Consider the following 17,446-nt stretch of genomic DNA (forward strand, 5'->3'; position numbering starts at 1 on the left):
CATCAACGCCCCACACTGTGCCAAGCCAAGGTTTAACCCAATGAAGCCCAATGCCGAACTCCGCTTATTCGCAGTGCCCCTCTGTGGCGGGCTGGTGTTGTGCGTGGCCAAGGGGCTGAGCAATGGCTGGAACGCCACGGAGTTGTTTTCCGGGTTTCTGTTTGGTTTTGTCATCGCCACGGTCTTGGGCATTCCCTTGTTGCTGTGGGGGGATCGGCGTTTTGGCCGGTTCAAGGGCCGGCATCTGGTCAGTGGGTTGATTCAAGCCTGGGTGGCCAGCCTGATGGTACACGGCTCGTCGATGGGCCTGTGGCTGATGACGCTGTTGGGCGGGCTGGCGCTGGGGGCGTTGTACAGCCTGGTGGTCAGCGGGATCGAGCGTTTGGCCATTCGCCGCGAACCGGGCTTTCAGCAACGCTGGGCAACGATCCTGGCGGTTCCCGTGTCGGGTGGTTTGACCTCGGGTGGCGTCGCGGTGCTGCTGGACCCCGGCGGTTCGGAGAACCTGTCGCTGTTCTGCTTTTTCGCCCTGGTCGGCGCCTTGTTGAGCCTGTTAGTCAGTTGGCCGGTGCTGTGGTTGATGCAGCGTTTTTTCTCGACTCCGTGGCGTTACGTCATTGGCGGAGGTATCAGCGGCGTGCTGATCTGGTTGTTGTTTGGTGCGCCGGGCGCGCCACAGGATGGCGTCGCATTGCGCGGCGAACTGGGCGTCTGGCAGCCCCTGTTGGATCACTTGATTCTGCCGTTCCTGCTCATAGGCTTGCTGGCTGGCGCGGTGTTTACCGCACTGGACTGGTTGTGCCAGCGCCGGAGCCCCTAAAGCCCTGGAAGTCGCCTCTCCGATAAAGCTCAGCCCATCACGGGTGTTCGCTCCCACCAGGACCGGCTCTGCCTGGGGTGGGCCGACGAGCCCGTTGCGGGAGCCCACTGCCTGTAGCGATGGAAGAACCGCAGGCACTGGCAGTGCGGCATTTCTACGTTGGCTGATGCTCCTCCCGCCATGCTCTAATGCCGCGCCTTGCCCCCTTTGAATGGACGTCATCCCCATGGCTGAACCTCGTATTCGCGCCCTTGCGCTGTGCGTCTTCCACCACCAGGGCAAGATCCTGGTCAATCAATTCCAGGATGCGGATCAGCAACAGATGCTGTTCCGGCCCCTGGGCGGCGGGATCGATTTTGGTGAGCACAGTGCCCAGGCCATTGTCCGGGAAGTGCAGGAGGAGTTGGGGCAGTCGATCAACAACCTGCGGCTGATCGGCACCCTGGAAAGTCTGTTTGTGTACGACGGCAAACCGAGCCATGAAATCGTCCAGGTGTACGACGCCCGTTTCGAGGATTCGACGCTCTACCAGCGCTCCCAACTCGACGCCCAGGAAAGCGACGGCGCGCCCTTTGTAGCCCGTTGGCATGGCAGCGCAAGCTTCACTGAGCAGACGCCGCTGGTTCCCCAAGGGTTGGGCGAACTGCTGAAGAATGCCGGCTTGCTGGACTGACCGGCTCCTGTCGCGATTGGCCACAGCAGCCTGACTCCCGACTTGATCCACGAAATACCCAGCAACGCATCCTGCGCCTGAACAGCCTCGGCCTCTGTCATTCGGCAGATGTGCGCGGTTACCGGCTTCTCGATACTCAAGCCTCCCTGGCACAGCCCGCCGTGAGCACGGCTGGCGGGTTGGCCGTTGTTCGAGTTGTGGAGTGATGCATGCGTAAGTTGACCCTTCTGAGTACCAGCCTGTTGCTGTCGACCCTGACCGTTTCCACGGCCCAGGCTTTCGAGGCCGGCGACATCATTGTTCGCGCCGGCGCGGTGACGGTGGACCCGCGAGAGCGCAGCTCCAGCGTCAATGTCGATCGTGGCGCCCTGGCTGGCACCAGCCTGGGAGGCAAGGCGAGCCTGGGCAGCGATACCCAATTGGGCCTGAACTTCGCCTACATGCTGACCCAGAATCTGGCAGTTGAACTGCTGGCGGCGACCCCCTTTGAACACGACGTGAGCCTCAGTGGCACCGCCGGCGGCATCGCCGATGGCAAGCTCGGCTCCCTCAAGCACCTGCCGCCGACCCTGAGCCTGCTGTATTACCCGATGCACAATCAATCGGCGTTCCAGCCCTATGTGGGGGCGGGGATCAATTACACCTGGATCTACGATGAGAAGGTCGGCAGCCGGGCGGCAGCCGCAGGTTTCGACAATTTCCACGCCAGCAACTCCTGGGGCTGGGCGGCCCAGGTGGGCATGGACTACATGCTCACCGACCGGCTGATGCTCAACGCGCAGATGCGCTATATCGACATTGAAACCGATGCCTATGTGAGCAATGGCAACCTCGGGGTCCGCTCCAAGGTGAATGTGGACGTCGATCCGTTCGTCTACATGCTGGGGTTGGGGTACCGGTTCTAGGCGCCGGTCCACGGTGACGTGCCACTCAGTGCCCGGATCGATCGTGCGCTGTTCAAGCTGGCCTCCATGGCGTTGCTATTGCCTTGTGCCGAGCTCAGGGAGGGGGGAGGTGGCGGGGCCAGCATTGCCGAGGATTGATGAACGCTTTATAAAACGCCAGCGACTGAGCGTCGTTATTGTTACTGGAACCCGACCCGCAAGGAGCGACACATTGAGTCAACTGCCTCTGCCTTCCCACGTCCATGCCCACACCTTCTCCCATTCCCTGTCGCTGCGCCTGTTGGGCGTGGCCGGTCTGCTGGTCTCCCTTGCCGGCTGCGGAGCGCTGACTGATGTGCGGTCTTTTTCCACCCCTTATTCGACGCCTCCGGGTGGCGAAACCGTGCGCGTGCGGGTGATCAGTGACGGCATGGTGCGGGGCGTGCCTCGGTCCGACTGTGTCGATTTCCGCCTGCCGGGCGCCGGGGTCATGGTGGTGGCCCGTGACGGCTACGCCAACCGCAACGGCGAGAGCCTGGGCATGCCGGCCCCCGTCCAACCCACGGTGCCGGGCACCCGCAGCGAGCTGTTGGTCCCGGCGGGCCAACCCATCGCATTTCACTACCTCGGCGCCCAGTGCTACAACCTGTTCAGCTTCGTGCCCAAGGCCGGCATGGACTACCAGGTGGAAGCCTCGGGGCTGTACAAATGCGGGGTGATGCTCAAGCAGGCGCCCGTGGGTTCGGCAACGTTCTCCAGCGCGCCGTTGAATGACAGCAAACTCTGCCGGGTGACGGATAACCTGTAACGCATCGGGGCGGGTGCCGCTGCGCGCTGGCCAGCAGCACCAGCCTTATTGCGCCGCGAACCACAGCATCGCCGCATCGATAAACCGCCGGACCTTGGCGGTTTTTTGTCGATGAGCGCTGTACAGCAGGTGCATCGGCCGGCTGGGCGTCTCGAAAGCGTCCAGCAGCCTGACCAGTTCGCCCCGGCGCAACGCCGGTTCGAGGAAGTCCGCCGGGCCCAGGACGATGCCGAAACCATCCACTGCTGCCGACAGCAGCGCCTTGCTCTCGTTGACCTGCAAACGACTGCGGACCGGCACTTCATGCACATCGGCGCCCTGGCAGAACTGCCATTGACGGTCGGCCGGGCGCGACCAGTAGGCATAGCCCAGGCACTCGTGCTGTTGCAGGTCGGCGGGGTTCAGCGGCGTGCCATGTTCCGCCAGGTAGCGGGGCGCTGCGCACACGATCAAGCGATAGGGCGCCAGGGGCCTGGCGGTCAAACTGGTGCTGCCCAGAGGGCCGATACGAAACGCCGCTTCATAGCCTTCCTCCACCAGATCAACCGCGCGATCGGTCAGGTGCAGGTCGATTTCCACCTCTGGAAATTGCCGCAGGAAATCGGTCACGAAGGGCATCAGGCTGTAAGAGCCGAAAGTCACCGGGGCACTGACTTTGAGTGTGCCGCGGGGCGTGTCGGTCATGATTTGAGCCAGCGAGTCAGCAGCCTGAGCCTCACTGACAATGTGCTTGCAGCGCTCGTAATAGGCACTGCCCAATTCGGTCAGGCTTTGCCGGCGCGTGGTGCGGTTGAGCAGCCGAGCGCCCAGCCGATGCTCCAGGGCGGCCACATGTTTGGCGACCATTTGCGGCGACATGCCCAGGCGCTGGGCGGCGCCGGCGTACGAGCCGGCTTCGGCGGCCATGACAAAGGCGCCCATGCTGGTGAGCCGATCCATTCAATACTCCTGGTAATGAGACTAAGTACCAGGCGGCAATTTATCTCCAGCTGGTTGCTAATCATCATAGGCCCCTGCAAACCAATCACGGAGAACATCATGCAGATCGGAATCATCGGCGCAGGTTTTATCGGGCGCGCTGTGGCGCAGTTGGCCATCGCTGCAGGGCACTCAGTCATGCTCAGCAACTCCCGTGGCCCCCAGACCATGAGCAGCGTGTTGAGCGGTATTGCCGGCAGCCAGATCGGCACGGTCGAGGCGGCGGCAGGGTTCGGCGACGTGGTGCTGGTGGCCATCCCGCTGGAGCACTATGCAAGCCTGCCCGCCCAGTGGCTGGCCGGGAAAATCGTGCTGGATGCCAACAACTATTACCCCGAGCGCGACGGCCACATCGGCGCCCTGGACCGCTTTGAAACCACCACCAGCCGCCTGCTCGCCGAGCACCTGGCGGGCGCCACGGTGGTCAAGGTATTCAACGCCATCCTGGCGGGTGACCTGCTTGAGCACGGGCGGCCGAGTGGCGCTGCCGACCGCCGGGCTCTGCCCATTGCGGCGGACGATGCCGAGGCAAAAGTGCGGGTCGTGCAACTGCTGGACGAGCTGGGTTTTGATGCGGTGGACGGGGGTGGGCTGGATGACAGTTGGCGCTTCGAACGCGCCAAGCCGGCGTACTGCAAACCCTTGGACAAACAGGGGCTGCAGGCGGCCCTGGCTGCGGCTGAGCGGCGGGTCGAGGTGCCCGAGGGGGCGTGGCGGCATTAACCAGGAGGGGCCGGCGGCAGCGGGTAGGGTCAGCGATCATTGATCACTGGCCCCTGCTCTCAGAGGGGAGCGTGTTCGACGCCACCCTTGGAGCCCGCGCCGGTCATTCCGGGAGGCAGGGCACTTCAAGCCCGACTTTCAAACGGTCCAGGGCCACCATGGTCTTGAACCATTTGACGTTGGCGTTCTCGGCAAACAGGCGCCGCGCCAGCGCCTGGTATTCCTGCATGGTGGCGACATTCACGATCAGCACGAAGTCGGCTTCGCCGGTGACGTAGTAGCACTGCTGGACTTCGGGCACGGCGAAGTGTTTTTTCATCGCTTCCATGGCGTCGATGCTGGTGCGCTCGGTCATGACCTCCACCACGATGGTGATGGGCTTGCCCACTTGAGTCGGGTCGACGATCGCCACGTTGCCGGTGATGACCCCACATTCCTCCATGCGCTTGAGACGACGCTGTACCGACGCCGAAGACAGGTTCACCTGATCGGCCAGTGCGCGCAGGGGCGTGGTGTTGTCCTGCTGGACGATTTGCAGGATGGCCCGATCAAATCCATCCAGGGCATAAGGGGTATTGGCAGAAGGTTTTGGCATATAGCCTCGGTGAGATTTTTTCCCGAAAACTAGCATGAATCAGCGAAAAATTATCCAGGGTAAAGAAATATTATCTCGCCCGTTCTCGCTTCCCAGGAGACCCCGCGTTCACCCACAGGATAATTTTTGCATGTTGATATGGCTGCATCTCTCCCCCGTCATGCTGGTGATGGTCACGCTCATGGTGCTTCGCCGTCCGCCGGTGCAGGCGGCGATTGCCGGGACAGCGCTGGTCGCTGTGTTGTGGCTGGTCGGCGCGGCCGATGCCTGGCAGGCCGATACCCTGATTGCGGCCGGCCGGGACACCGTCGTGCTGTTTCTCAGTACCGCGTTTGTCATCGTGCCGGGCATGGCCTTCGTGATACTGATTGAGCGCCTGGGCGTCAATCAGGTGCTTAGCCAGTGGGTCAAAGCCCAGGGCCTGGACCGCACCCAGCAGGTGGTTTTTATCGTCCTCGGCTTGGCCCCGTTGCTGGAGGCGATGACCGGTTTTGGCGTGTCGCTGATCGCCACGGTGCCATTGCTGCTGAGTCTGTTCGAGCGCCGTGCGGCCTTGCGCATGGCGCTCACCGGCATGGCGATCATGCCGTGGGGCACCCTGGGGCTGGCCACAGTGATCGGCGCTTCCCTGGCCCATCTGGATGCCGCTGCGTTGGCGTCCACTTCGGCGCTGACCAGCGCCCTGGTGTTCCTTGCCATGGGTACGGTGGCGCTGTACCTGGCCGGTGTGCGAGAGCTGCGGGCCTGGGTGGCGCTGGTGGGGTTCTGGCTGCTGTTTGTCAGCGTGCTGTATGGCGCGAGCCGCGGTTTGGGGCCCGAGGTGGCAGGTGTTGGCGCCGGCCTGGTGGTGGCCTTGTCGGTGTGGCTGTGGGCCTTGTGGCGTGGGCGTCGCAACGCTGGCGACCGCCCGGGTGCGGGCTGGCCGCGCCAAGCCTGGCCGTATCTGGCGCTGATCGCCTGCATCCTCGGCCTGAAGCTGCTGAGTGCCGCCACCCATTGGCAGGATGCTTGGTGGGTGCAAGGGGCACAGGTGGTCTGGAAGCCGTTGGCGTCTCCTGGCGTGGCGCTGATGTTGGTGTTGTTCGTCCTGTTGTTCTGCCAACGGCGTTCGTCCGGCCAGCCGGCAGGCGACAACGGTTTGTTGCGTGGGCTGGCAGCGCGCATCAAGCGTCCGCTGCTGACGATTTTCTTTTTTCTCGCCATGTCGCAAATGATGGTCAAGGCGGGGTTTCTCGCGGGGTTGGTGCAGATGCTCACGGGCCTGGCGCCCTCGGCGGTGATGCCGCTGATCGCCGGGTTCGGTGCGCTGTCCGGCTACATGACTGGCTCCAATGTGGGCGGCAACGCGATCTTTATGCCCGCCATCGCGCTGCTGCCCGAGTCATCGCGGTTGCTGTTGGCGGCAGTGCAGAACAGTGCGGCCGGCCATGCGGCGCTGGGTTCGTTGTCGATCGTGATGCTGGTGCTGGGCCTGGCCAAGACCACGGCACAGGAAGAGGGTGAGCTGGTGCGCTTCGGTTTTGGCCTGGTCTGCCTCAATACCCTGATGGTCGCGTTGGCGGCCCTGATATGGCTGCCTTGATGCTTGGTTTGAGGGGCGGCGGCCTGAGTCGGCGCTATTCCTGGGGCAGCGATTCCAGGCAGTTGATCCATTCGGCAGAGGCTTGGTAGTGGGCGTAATAGGCGCGCTTCTCGGCGGGGTTCAGCCCGGCAAAGAACGGCGAGAAGTAGCGCTCGTTGTAGTGCCCCTGGGCGCCTTGCATGGCGCCGCCCCACCATCGCGGGTCGTAGCCGTCGAAGGCGACCCAGGGCGGCGGCACGGCGAACCGCTGATGCTCGATGGCCTGGAGCAGGTCCTGGCTGTTGCTCACCCACTGCAGTTGAACCGCGTTGAAGGCCGGGGAGCTGAAGGCAATCAGCTGTTGGGTGTTGCACGGGGTGTGGTACTGCCTGACGGGGCGGTCGTTGAATACCCGCTCATGGGCCAGGGTGAAGCCCGACTCGATCAGGGCGCTGCAGGTGTGCGCCGCCCGTTGATCGATCAGCATCGAGCAGTAATAGGCCGGTACGCCGATGCCTGCCAATGACACGGCCCTCGCCGGCAGGGGCCGGGCGGGCGCCTCCTGGGGCAGCGGCTGGGTAAACAGCGCCTGCAGTTGCGCAGGGCTGTAGCCCAGCACTTGCTCCCTGGGCACTTTCCCGAACAGGCTACCGATACGGCTGAGAAAGCCCATGCTCATCCTTGTTTCACCACCGTCGAAGGCGTCCATTATGGACTGACAGGCTGACGCTGACACGGGGCGCTTTTCGGAGTTTTTTGCCGCTTTCACAGCCTTCATATAGTCGTGCACCGGCCAACCCTGATTAAATGCCAGCGCCTCCCTACTCGATACCCGCCTAGCATGAACAGCCTCAAGGACGAACGTTCTCTCTCTATCCCTGTTGCACCTGGACCTTGCGCCAGTGACGTATCGATCCGTCGCCGCTCGCTGTTCGCCGGTTGCAGTGCCCACGCCATTCACGACGGCCTGACCGACCTGATCTACGTGCTGTTGCCCATCTGGCAAGCCCAGTTCGGCCTGACGTTTGCCCAGGTCGGACTGTTGCGCGGCGCCTACTCCGGGATGATGGCCGGTTTCCAGTTGTTGGCCAGCCGCGCTGCCAAGCGCTGGGGCCGGGAGCGTTTGCTGGTGGGCGGTACGCTGCTGGCGGGCGTGGCGTATCTGTTGGCGGGGCAGGCCGGTGGCTTGACGGTGTTGCTGCTGGCGCTGTTGCTGGGGGGCTTGGGTGCCAGCACCCAGCACCCGCTGGCGTCGTCGCTGATCACCGATACCCACGAGGCAGGCGGCGGGGTCAAGCAGGCGTTGTCGCAGTACAACTTTGCCGGGGACATCGGCAAGACCCTGATCCCCGGTCTGGTGGGGCTGTTGCTGACGGTGCTCAGTTGGCGCGCCAGTGTCACCCTGATGGGCCTGCTCGGGGTGCTGGCCGCCGGGCTCTTGTGGTGGCTGATTCCGTCCCGGGCGGCCGCGTCGTCCATGGTCGGCAAGCCCGCCAAGGTCATCACCGGCAGCGGCTCGGTCAGTGGCCTGCGTGCGCTGATTCTGACCGGCACCCTGGACAGCGCGGTGCGCATGGGCTTCCTCACCTTCCTGCCTTTTCTGTTACAGGCCAAGGGCGCCGGCACCGCCGGTATCGGCCTGGCCTTGACCTTGCTGTTTGTCGGCGGCGCCTTCGGCAAGCTGTTGTGCGGCTACCTGGGCGCGCGCATCGGCATGATGAAAACCGTATGGCTGACGGAGTTCACCACGGCCGTGTTGATTGTGGCGGCGGTGTATCTGCCCTACCTGGGGCTGATGCTGGTTTTGCCGTTGCTGGGGCTGGCCTTGAACGGCACGTCATCGGTGCTCTATGGCGCGGTGCCAGACTTGGCCGGGGCCGGCAAGCGCGAGCAGGCGTTCGCGATTTTCTACACCGGCACCATCGGCGGCGGGGCCCTGGCGCCGTTGCTGTTTGGCCACCTGGGGGACAGCACCGGGGTGCCGGTGGCGGTGATGCTGCTGGCCGCCACGTTGTTGCTGACCCTGCCATTGTCCTGGTGCGTGCAGCGCGGTGTTGATGCCCAGGCCTGAATCTCGGCGGCGCATCTGATCCGTATTTTTCATCGTTATCTGCGTCTGTTATGGGGTCAGTCTGCGCGGCACAATAAGCCCGCGCTGGCGCCTGCCGGTGCCTGTTAAAACCACGTTCAGACGCCACCCCAGGGTTTTGCTCCGCTCCTTGGGCCGCCACCACAAGCGCCGCTGATGGCGTGGTCCAGGTTGTTCCGCACACTCGGTCTTTAGGAGGCCTCATGTTCAAGATGGCAATGTTTCTGGGTGGCTTTCTGGTGTTGACGATCCTGATCGGCGCCTTGGCCACCATCTCTCCGGTCTAGTTCAGCCCCTCAGCGGCCGGGTGTCGTGGTCGCTGCAACGTTTGGTTCCGTCGTCCGTACGCCCTGCCTTGGCAGGGCGTTGCTGTGTCTGGCGCGAGCGTATCCTTGAGCCGCCGATCAGTGATCTGCATCACGATCCTGGCACCCCGGATCGCCGGTTGGACCCCATCGTTTATAGTGCCCCTCCTGACCCGCCACGCTGCGGTCGCACTCGACTTCAGGAAGGTCCGCCGATGAAAAAATTGCCATCACCCAAGTCGGTTTCTACCCGGACATGCTGGGTCTGGGTTGGGATGATGGCTGGCTGCTGTGCCAGCACCTGGCAGAAAACGGCGTGATCCTGGGCCAGCCACTCTGGTCAGCCGCCGAAGACGAGGTTTGCAGGCGGGTCGTGGCGTATTTTTATGGCCGCGAGTAAGGGCGCCGTAACGGCAACGGATCACAGGGACTCAAGCATGGAAGTGGATCACGTTTTTATCGCGGTAAAGGACCCGGCGCGGGCTGCCGAGGCCCTGGTTGCCTTGGGCCTGGTGGAGGGCACGGCCAACCAGCACCCGGGGCAGGGCACGGCCAATCGTCGGGTGTTTTTTCGCAATGCCTTTATCGAATTGCTGTACCTCACTGACCCGCAGCAAGCGCAAAGCCCGCTGACCGCGCCCACCCGGCTGTATGAACGCCTCAGCGCCACAGCGGGCGGCGCTTCGCCCTTTGGCGTGTGCTTCAGGCCTTCATCTGCAGGCGCGCCGTCGCCCATGCCGGGCTGGGTCTATCGCCCGGCTTACCTGCCAGGGGACCTGAAAGTCGATGTAGGCCACGGGCCGCTGGGGGAGCCGATGTGGTTTTTCCTCGGTTTTGCCCAGCGTCCGGACCAGGCGCCGGCCGAGCGTGCCCAGCCCCTGGAACATGCTGCCGGCTTGCGTGAGCTGACGTCGGTGCAAGTCACCGGCCCCGCCACCGACCCGTGGTCCCCCTCGGCCGAGTGCGCTACGCAGGTGCCGGGCGTGACCCTTGAGCAGGGGCCGGAGCACCTGTTGCGCTTGCAGTTCGATCAGGGCACCAGGGGGCTGACCTGGGATTTACGCCCGGCGTTGCCCTTGGTCATCCACGGCTGATTCGCCAGCGAACCCCATTTAATGTGCGCCCACAGGGACGTACGCCAGAAAGGTTATTCCATGCACGACATCGTTATCACCCAGGTCGCGTTCGATGACGCGATGCTGATTCTCGGTTGGGCCGACGGCTTGGTGCTGCGTCAGCCACTGACGCGCTTCAGTGCGCTGAAAGACGCCGATGCCCAGGCCCGCCAAGACTTTCAGATCCAGGCCGGCGGCGCGCAGCTGTATTGGCCGCACCTGGGAGCCGAGGGGCTGACCATCGACTCCGTGGACTGGATCTGGGAGCACCTGTGCAACGATGCCATGGGCCGGCTCAAGGACCTGGAATGGCAGCTTGATCGGCTCGGCCCGCGGGATCAGGCCATCGTCGCCCTCTGGCGCCTGGAGGCCGACGGCTACAACGGCGGCTTTGTGCAGTTCTTCTGCAACTGGGGCGAGCAGACCTGCCAGTTGGCATTGCAGGCCCTGCACGCCATCGGCGCCGAGAACACCCGGGCCCTGGTCAGTCGCCAGCGGCAGTTGCTCGATCACTTGGAACACCACCCCGAACTCAAGGCGTTGTGGGACATTGCCCGGCTGTTGACCGAGGAGGAGGACGAGGTGATCAGCGGGCAATTGGACCCGCAGCTCTGGACCGCGATGGAAGAGGTACCAGCCCTGGCGGTGCGGCATTTTTACCCGGGTTGAGTGCGCTCGGTGGCGCCGTGAACATGGCTGCCACGGCCGGGGGGCTTAGGCTTATCATCGCTGCGCCCAGGTGCTTCCGGGTCCCTGGCAATGCTGCCAAACCTTTGTTTTCTTCCACGGATAGGGACCTGCCATGCCTCGTTCAAAGCTCTTTGCCACCCTGACGGTGGCGCTGCTCGGCGCTGCGGCGCTCTGGTACCTGTGGGTCATCACCAGCGCCAAGCTGGAGTGGGGCGGCGCCAGCCCCGATCAACGTACCCTGGGCACGGTGCAAGCCACCGAGCAGCGGGCGATGGCCCAGTACTGCACCGGCGTGGTGGTCACCCCCAAGGCGACCTGGCTGGTGGCGCGCCTGGACGAGCGCTCCAAGACCGAGCCGGTGGCGGCCGGGGTGCAAGACCTGGATGCCCTGGTCCGTGGCCAGCCGACGCCTGAAGAGACAGAAGAAGAGCAGGGCTCTGGCGCCTTTTCCGCGTACTTCGTCCGTGGGGAAAAAGAGCTCACCTCAATCTCTCGCCTGGACGCCAACGGCCAATTTCAAACCGTGGCGCAGCTCAGTGAAGCCGCCTGCCTGGTGGCCAGCCCCGATGGGCAGCAGGTGTTCCTGCTGACGGGGCTCAAGCGCCCGGCGCCGGCCAAGGACCGCACCGACAGCCTGACGCAGACGGTGGTCCTGCGCAGTGACGATCAGGGCCAGAGCTGGGACTGGTTGCGCCAGGGGTTGTTTCCCGAGGTCGAGCAACTGGCCTGGAGCCTGCAGACCTATTTCCATGGCACCGACGACGTCTGGGCTTGGGGCCGGCCCGAAAGCCTGGACGACGTGATCGATCAGGATCAACCGCGGGCGCTGTCCACCGGGGTGTCTTATTCCGCCGACCGCGGCGCTAGCAGCGCACCGATTTTCACGGCCGAGTCGTTGTTGCTGACCGGTGCTTACGCCCGGACCAAGCGCCCGGAGATTGTGCAATGGCAGGACGAGGCCGAGGGCCACGGCGAGATCAATACCCAAGTCAGCCAGTTGGATGGGCAGCACGCGGTGATCTGGGTGTCCCAGCGTTTCTGGGGGCGTAATCCGGATGGCGTGGGGGACAACCTGGCGTTCAACGTCACCACCCGTGCGCCCCTGTCGCGCGAGGCCGGTGGCCCGTGGCAGGTCGGCGCTGTGCAACATGAGGACGGGCTGTACATCGGGCAACTGCGGGATAACGGCACCGGGCGTCTGGTTGGCTTGATCGACCAGGGCAACCAGGGGCGCGATGAGGTGGCCGAACTGGACGCCGAGCAACGCACCTGGAAGGTGCTGGGGGCGCTGCCCAATGTGTTCGCGCCCCTGTCTTCGGACCGCCCGGTGCGCGTCAGCCAGTTCCAGGTGGGGCGCAACAGCCTGCTGATCAACACCTCCAGCGAACACCATCCACCGCGTTGGCTCTATTGGGGGGCGGACGCCAGCATCTCCGCCGACGGGGTATTTTATTCCAGGGACTGGGGGCATTCCTGGCAGCAACTGGCCATTGGCGGCTACTTGGGCATCCTCGGTTTCCAAGGGGCCGAGGACCGGGTGATCTGGGCCAAGGGCAACTGGTACGACAGCCGAGACCTGGGGATCTATACGTATGGTTTGAAGTAGGGGGGGGCCGGGGGGAGCTTTAAGCTCCAAGCTCCAAGCTCCAAGCTCCAAGCTTGAGGCTTGAGGCTTGAGGCTTCAAGCTTCAGCCCCAACCCTTCTCGACCCCCGTCAGGACTGGCTGGCCGGCAAAGTGGGCGGCCAGGTTGTCGAGGACCAATTGCAGGGTGGCGCTGACCGCCTCGGGGGAGCGCCCGGCGATGTGCGGTGTGAGGATCAGGTTGTCCAGTTTCAACCACTGCTCGGGCACCTCGGGCTCGCCCTCCAGCACATCCAGGGCCGCGCCGGCGATGCGTCGATCGAGCAAGGCCTGGCCGAGGGCGGCGCTGTCCACCACGCTGCCTCGGGCGATATTGACCAGGTAGCCATCGGCACCCAGCGCCTCCAGCACGGCCGCATTGACCAGGTGCCGGGTGCCTGCGCCGCCCGGCGTGGCGACCACCAAAAAGTCCGCCCAGGCGGCCAGTTCCAGGGGCGTGGCAAAGTACCTGAAGGCGCACCCGGGTAGCTCCTGACGGTTGTGATAACCCACTGCCATGTCGAAGCCGCCGGCACCGCGCTGGGCAATTTTCTGGCCGATCTGGCCCAGTCCGAGGATGCCCAGTTTTTTGCGCGAGAGCATGGGGCGGGGCTGGCGGGATCGCTGCCACAGGCCCTGGCGCACGGCGGCGTCGGCCTGGGGAATGCCACGTACTATTGCCAGCAGCAGGGCCAGGGCGTGGTCCGCTACCGACGCGTCATTGGTACCGGGGCCGTGGGTCACCACAATGCCCCGGGCTCGGGCCGCCGTCAGGTCGACTTGTTCATAGCCGGCGCCCTGGGCACAAATGATTGTCAGTTGGGGCAACGCCGCGATTTCGGCGGCCGAGAGGCCGGTGGAGCCGTTGGTCAGCACCGCCTCGACCTGTGGGCCCAGGGTCTCGAAGGCTGCGGCCTTGTCCATGGCAGACAGCGCCACATGAGGGGTGAAGCCGGCGGCCTGCAGGCGCTCCAGGGCCTGGGGTGTCAACTCGATCAGAACCAGCAGTGCTCGGGGCATGGCAGGGTGCTCGTGAGGGAGGGCGGAAGGGCGGTGCCGGCAGCGGGGCGCCGACGACAGCCTTCACACTAGACGATCGGCAGCAAGCCGGGGAAGTTCGGCTTCCGCAGTTTTGCTTGGCAGGTCAGGCCCCAACGTTTAACGTGCCGCTGCCGATTTTGAGCGGCAGTATTTCAACTCCAGGGAGCGGCTCAGCCATGACCATCAGCAACGAAAAACTGAAAAACTATCCATTCCTGGCCGAGATGACCCAGGACGCGTATTTCCCGCCCCACCTGGTGGCCAAGGGGCAGCAACTGCTCTTGGACATGTGCGCCACCATTGAGGCCGAATCCCCCCAAGGCCTGACTGAACTGTACGCAATCACCCAGGCCACCACCGATGACTTCAATGCCTTGGCCGAGGAGTTCGAGGAGAACGGCAGCGAGATCGAAACCGCTGCCCGGGATTGCATCGGCACCGACTTCGCGGTCATTGCCAGTGCCTATGGTTTTGACGCCGACATCGAAGAGCTGATCGCCACCCGGGATTGGTAAACCGTCGCACAGGGGCAGGGCGTTGATGCGCGCCTTGCCTGCGCGGCGTGCTCAGTCGTCCCGACCGTGAGCGTTGGCCGCCAGTTGCCGGGTATCGACCCGGACGAAGACCGAATCGCCGACCGCCGTCAGCACCTCGCCCGCATACACCTCGCAGATCACCCGGCTTTTGCGCCCGACCTCGCCTTCGACCCGCGCCCGCAAGGTCAAGGGCACGCCCATGGGCGTTGGCTTGATGAATTTGATCCCCAGGTTGCCGGTCACGCAGTCGATGCGCGGCAGGCTGCCGGGCGCGCGCTGCTCCGCCCGGTAGTGGTAGGCCATGGCGGTCCAGTTGGAGTGGCAGTCCACCAGCATGGCAATCAGGCCGCCGTACACCAAGTCGGGCCAGCCGCAGTACTGGGCGTCCGGGAGGTGTTCGGCGACCAGGTGCACGCCGTCTTCGAGCCAGCGGCTCTTGATGTGCAGGCCGTGGGGGTTGTTGCCGCCACAGCCGTAGCAAACGCCTTCCGGCGCGGTGACGTCTTGCAGGGGAGGGTTGTGCATGCTTTCACCTTGTTGATTTTTATTCTGGGTGCCGGACGGGGTCGTCGCGCTTACTCGTCGCTGCTGTGGACCACCACCAGCAATTGCGCCTGGACCTCGCCCAGGGAGCGCAGCCGATGGGGCTTTTGCGCGTTGAAGTGGAGGGCATCGCCACGGTTGAGGATCACTCGCTCGTTCATGAAGTCCACCTCCACCTGGCCCTCGTGGACGAACAGGAACTCTTCGCCGGTGTGCTCCTTGAAGGTCTTGTCGGTGAACTCCCGGGGCGGGTAGATGATGAAGGGCAACAGGCTGCGCTCGCTGACCTGATGGGCCAGCACCGCATAGCCCGGTGCCTGGTCGTTGGCTGCCAGGGACTGGCGCTCGTCGCTGCGCACCAGGCTGTAGCTGTCCAGGCCGATGCGGTCTTCGGCGAACAATTCCTCGACCTTGACGTTCAACGCCTTGGCCAGCTTCAGCGCCGCCGCAATCGAGGGGGTGTTCAGCCCGCGCTCGACTTTCGACAGGTAACTCTTGGTCATGCCGGATTTTTCCGCCAGCGCTTCGAGGGTTACGCCAAGTTTTTTTCTCAGTAATTTCAAACGGATAGACATGTAGAGCGATTAATCCATCAAGGAAGCAACGATTGATCCTTGCTAATGACACTTTGTGTCATATAGCATCTTTAGTGTCATTTGTTTTCCCCTGACTGCCTGGCAAGCGGCAATCTTGCCGGCAGCGGGTGGGTAAATCCGACGTCCATTGCAACGACTCAAGGACACCGACATGGCCGAGACCTTAGCACTACCCAAGGCGCAACTGCTCAAGCAGGCGCTGACCCAGATGCAAAATACCCTGGCGGATAATACGTGGACCGACCGGCAAAAGCTGGCGTTGACTTGCCGCATTCTGTTCGAGCACGGCCATGACTCGGGCCTGGCCGGGCAGATCACCGCCCGTGGCCCTCAGCCCGGCACCTATTACACCCAGGCACTGGGCCTGGGTTTTGACGAGATCACTGCCGGCAACCTGTTGCTGGTCAATGAAGACCTGGAGGTGCTCGAAGGTCGCGGCATGCCCAACCCGGCCAACCGTTTCCACACCTGGGTGTACCGGGCTCGCCCGGACGTTAACTGCATCATCCACACCCATCCGACCCATGTCGCCGCGCTGTCGATGCTGGAGGTGCCGTTGCAGGTATCCCACATGGACCTGTGCCCGCTCTATGAGGACTGTGCATTCCTGCCGGCCTGGCCGGGGGTTCCGGTGGGGAACGAGGAGGGCGAGATCATCTCCGCCGCCTTGGGCGACAAGCGCGCCATCCTGCTGTCGCACCACGGCCAGCTGTCCACCGGGGCCAGCATCGAGGAAGCCTGTGTCATCGCCCAGCTGTTCGAGCGCGCCGCCAAGTTGCAACTGCTGGCCATGGCCGCCGGCGCCATCCAGCCCATCCAGCCTGAGCTGGGGCGTGAAGCCCACGACTGGATTGCACGGCCCAAGCGCCACGCTGCGGCCTTCAACTACTTCACTCGGCAATGCCTCAAGCACCACGCCGACTGCCTGAACTGACCCCCTGACTTGCGCCCCCGGAGAAACCCAATGTCGACCCCCATCCTGCACGGCATCATCGGCTACACCGTCACCCCCTTTACCGCCAACGGCCAAGAGCTGGACCTGGAAGCCCTCGGGCGTTCCATCGACCGCCTGATTGCCGGTGGCGTGCACGCTATCGCGCCATTGGGCAGCACCGGCGAAGGGGCTTACCTGAGCGACCGGGAATGGGACCACATCTGTGAGTTCAGCCTTGAGCATGTGGCCCGGCGCGTACCGACCGTGGTCAGCGTTTCCGACCTGACCACCGCCAAGGCCGTGCGCCGTGCACGCTTTGCCGAGGCCCGTGGTGCCGACACCTTGATGGTGCTGCCCACGGCCTACTGGAAACTCAGTGAGGCGGAAATCCTTGCCCACTATCGGGCCATCGGCGAGGCCGTCGGCGTGCCGATCATGCTGTACAACAACCCGGCCACCAGTGGCACCGACCTCTCGGTGGAACTGATCCTGAAAATCGTCAAGGCCGTGGACAACGTGACCATGGTCAAGGAGAGCAGCGGTGACATCCAGCGCATGCACCAACTGCATCTGCAGGGCGAAGGCCAGGTGCCGTTCTACAACGGCAGCAACCCCCTGGCCCTGGAAGCCTTTATCGCCGGTGCCGCGGGTTGGTGCAGCGCCGCGCCCAACCTGATTCCGCAGCTCAACCTGGCGCTCTATCAAGCGGTGCTGGACAACGACCTGCAACAGGCCCGCGCGCTGTTCTACCAACAGTTGCCGTTGCTGGACTTCATCCTCAAGGGCGGTTTACCGGCCACCATCAAGGCGGGTCTGGCGCTGACCGGGTTGGACATGGGCGACCCGCGCCTGCCGGTATTCCCCCTTGGCGATGCCGGGCGCAACCGCTTGCAGGCGTTGCTCAAGACCCTGGGCTAAGGGCACTTGAGGGTG

The 17,446-nt window shown here is 64.0% G+C and carries 19 protein-coding genes; 13 read left to right on the forward strand and 6 right to left on the reverse strand.

Annotation, left to right across the window (positions count from 1 at the left end):
• The first annotated feature begins 40 nt into the window (after window positions 1-40).
• The 4 genes from M1B34_RS10690 (at window position 41) to M1B34_RS10705 (ending at window position 3,185) form a co-directional block, all read left to right on the forward strand.
• Window positions 41-820 (forward strand): hypothetical protein, encoded by a 780-nt coding sequence (locus tag M1B34_RS10690; protein WP_268265103.1) that lies wholly within the window; start codon window positions 41-43, stop codon window positions 818-820.
• 226 nt (window positions 821-1,046) lie between these two features.
• Window positions 1,047-1,493 (forward strand): NUDIX hydrolase, encoded by a 447-nt coding sequence (locus tag M1B34_RS10695; RefSeq protein ID WP_268265104.1) that lies wholly within the window; start codon window positions 1,047-1,049, stop codon window positions 1,491-1,493.
• A 209-nt stretch (window positions 1,494-1,702) separates the two neighbouring features.
• A complete protein-coding gene (locus tag M1B34_RS10700) occupies window positions 1,703-2,398 on the forward strand; it encodes an OmpW/AlkL family protein (protein WP_268265105.1) in 696 nt (231 codons plus the stop codon).
• Between the two features lie 211 nt (window positions 2,399-2,609).
• Window positions 2,610-3,185: a cupredoxin domain-containing protein gene (locus tag M1B34_RS10705; RefSeq protein ID WP_268262126.1), complete on the forward strand. Its 576-nt coding sequence runs from the start codon at window positions 2,610-2,612 to the stop codon at window positions 3,183-3,185.
• Window positions 3,186-3,230: 45 nt separating this feature from the next.
• On the opposite strand, the gene M1B34_RS10710 is transcribed toward M1B34_RS10705, so the two are convergent.
• A complete protein-coding gene (locus tag M1B34_RS10710) occupies window positions 3,231-4,124 on the reverse strand; it encodes a LysR family transcriptional regulator (RefSeq protein WP_268265106.1) in 894 nt (297 codons plus the stop codon).
• A gap of 99 nt (window positions 4,125-4,223) precedes the next feature.
• On the opposite strand from M1B34_RS10710, the gene M1B34_RS10715 reads away from it, so the two are divergent.
• Window positions 4,224-4,886 (forward strand): NADPH-dependent F420 reductase, encoded by a 663-nt coding sequence (locus M1B34_RS10715; protein WP_268262125.1) that lies wholly within the window; start codon window positions 4,224-4,226, stop codon window positions 4,884-4,886.
• Window positions 4,887-4,989: 103 nt separating this feature from the next.
• Here M1B34_RS10715 and M1B34_RS10720 read toward each other — a convergent pair whose 3' ends face one another.
• Entirely contained in the window at window positions 4,990-5,481 is a 492-nt protein-coding gene (locus M1B34_RS10720) for an Lrp/AsnC family transcriptional regulator (protein WP_123331542.1), read from the reverse strand.
• A gap of 130 nt (window positions 5,482-5,611) precedes the next feature.
• Here M1B34_RS10720 and M1B34_RS10725 point away from each other — a divergent pair, with 130 nt between their 5' ends.
• Entirely contained in the window at window positions 5,612-7,063 is a 1,452-nt protein-coding gene (locus M1B34_RS10725; protein ID WP_268265107.1) for an L-lactate permease, read from the forward strand.
• 34 nt (window positions 7,064-7,097) lie between these two features.
• Here M1B34_RS10725 and M1B34_RS10730 read toward each other — a convergent pair whose 3' ends face one another.
• Entirely contained in the window at window positions 7,098-7,715 is a 618-nt protein-coding gene (locus M1B34_RS10730; RefSeq protein WP_268265108.1) for a hypothetical protein, read from the reverse strand.
• A gap of 168 nt (window positions 7,716-7,883) precedes the next feature.
• On the opposite strand from M1B34_RS10730, the gene M1B34_RS10735 reads away from it, so the two are divergent.
• The 4 genes from M1B34_RS10735 to M1B34_RS10750 all read left to right on the forward strand — a co-directional run bounded on the left by M1B34_RS10735 (window position 7,884) and on the right by M1B34_RS10750 (window position 12,847).
• On the forward strand, window positions 7,884-9,113 hold the full coding sequence (locus M1B34_RS10735; protein ID WP_268265109.1) for an MFS transporter: 1,230 nt from the start codon (window positions 7,884-7,886) through the stop codon (window positions 9,111-9,113).
• A gap of 760 nt (window positions 9,114-9,873) precedes the next feature.
• Window positions 9,874-10,530 carry a VOC family protein gene (locus tag M1B34_RS10740; protein WP_268265110.1) on the forward strand — a complete coding sequence of 219 codons (657 nt, stop codon included), beginning with the start codon at window positions 9,874-9,876 and terminating at the stop codon, window positions 10,528-10,530.
• A gap of 60 nt (window positions 10,531-10,590) precedes the next feature.
• Window positions 10,591-11,220 (forward strand): DMP19 family protein, encoded by a 630-nt coding sequence (locus M1B34_RS10745; protein ID WP_268265111.1) that lies wholly within the window; start codon window positions 10,591-10,593, stop codon window positions 11,218-11,220.
• Between the two features lie 133 nt (window positions 11,221-11,353).
• A complete protein-coding gene (locus tag M1B34_RS10750) occupies window positions 11,354-12,847 on the forward strand; it encodes a hypothetical protein (RefSeq protein ID WP_268265112.1) in 1,494 nt (497 codons plus the stop codon).
• 82 nt (window positions 12,848-12,929) lie between these two features.
• On the opposite strand, the gene M1B34_RS10755 is transcribed toward M1B34_RS10750, so the two are convergent.
• Window positions 12,930-13,883 (reverse strand): 2-hydroxyacid dehydrogenase, encoded by a 954-nt coding sequence (locus M1B34_RS10755; RefSeq protein ID WP_268262119.1) that lies wholly within the window; start codon window positions 13,881-13,883, stop codon window positions 12,930-12,932.
• Between the two features lie 197 nt (window positions 13,884-14,080).
• On the opposite strand from M1B34_RS10755, the gene M1B34_RS10760 reads away from it, so the two are divergent.
• On the forward strand, window positions 14,081-14,419 hold the full coding sequence (locus M1B34_RS10760) for a DUF5713 family protein (RefSeq protein WP_123331556.1): 339 nt from the start codon (window positions 14,081-14,083) through the stop codon (window positions 14,417-14,419).
• Window positions 14,420-14,470: 51 nt separating this feature from the next.
• Here M1B34_RS10760 and M1B34_RS10765 read toward each other — a convergent pair whose 3' ends face one another.
• The gene (locus M1B34_RS10765; protein ID WP_268265113.1) at window positions 14,471-14,965 is read right to left on the reverse strand and encodes a PaaI family thioesterase; all 495 of its coding nucleotides are present in this window, start codon (window positions 14,963-14,965) and stop codon (window positions 14,471-14,473) included.
• Between the two features lie 50 nt (window positions 14,966-15,015).
• Window positions 15,016-15,558, reverse strand: coding sequence for a helix-turn-helix domain-containing protein (locus M1B34_RS10770; RefSeq protein WP_123331560.1), 543 nt, complete (start codon window positions 15,556-15,558; stop codon window positions 15,016-15,018).
• Window positions 15,559-15,730: 172 nt separating this feature from the next.
• On the opposite strand from M1B34_RS10770, the gene M1B34_RS10775 reads away from it, so the two are divergent.
• Together M1B34_RS10775 and M1B34_RS10780 are read left to right on the forward strand one after the other, a co-directional pair.
• The gene (locus M1B34_RS10775) at window positions 15,731-16,513 is read left to right on the forward strand and encodes an aldolase (RefSeq protein ID WP_268265114.1); all 783 of its coding nucleotides are present in this window, start codon (window positions 15,731-15,733) and stop codon (window positions 16,511-16,513) included.
• A 30-nt stretch (window positions 16,514-16,543) separates the two neighbouring features.
• Complete coding sequence (locus M1B34_RS10780) at window positions 16,544-17,431, forward strand: dihydrodipicolinate synthase family protein (RefSeq protein ID WP_268265115.1); 888 nt, start codon at window positions 16,544-16,546, stop codon at window positions 17,429-17,431.
• The last annotated feature ends 15 nt before the right edge of the window (window positions 17,432-17,446 follow it).

Source organism: Pseudomonas morbosilactucae (assembly GCF_023241715.1).
Taxonomy (GTDB): domain Bacteria; phylum Pseudomonadota; class Gammaproteobacteria; order Pseudomonadales; family Pseudomonadaceae; genus Aquipseudomonas; species Aquipseudomonas morbosilactucae.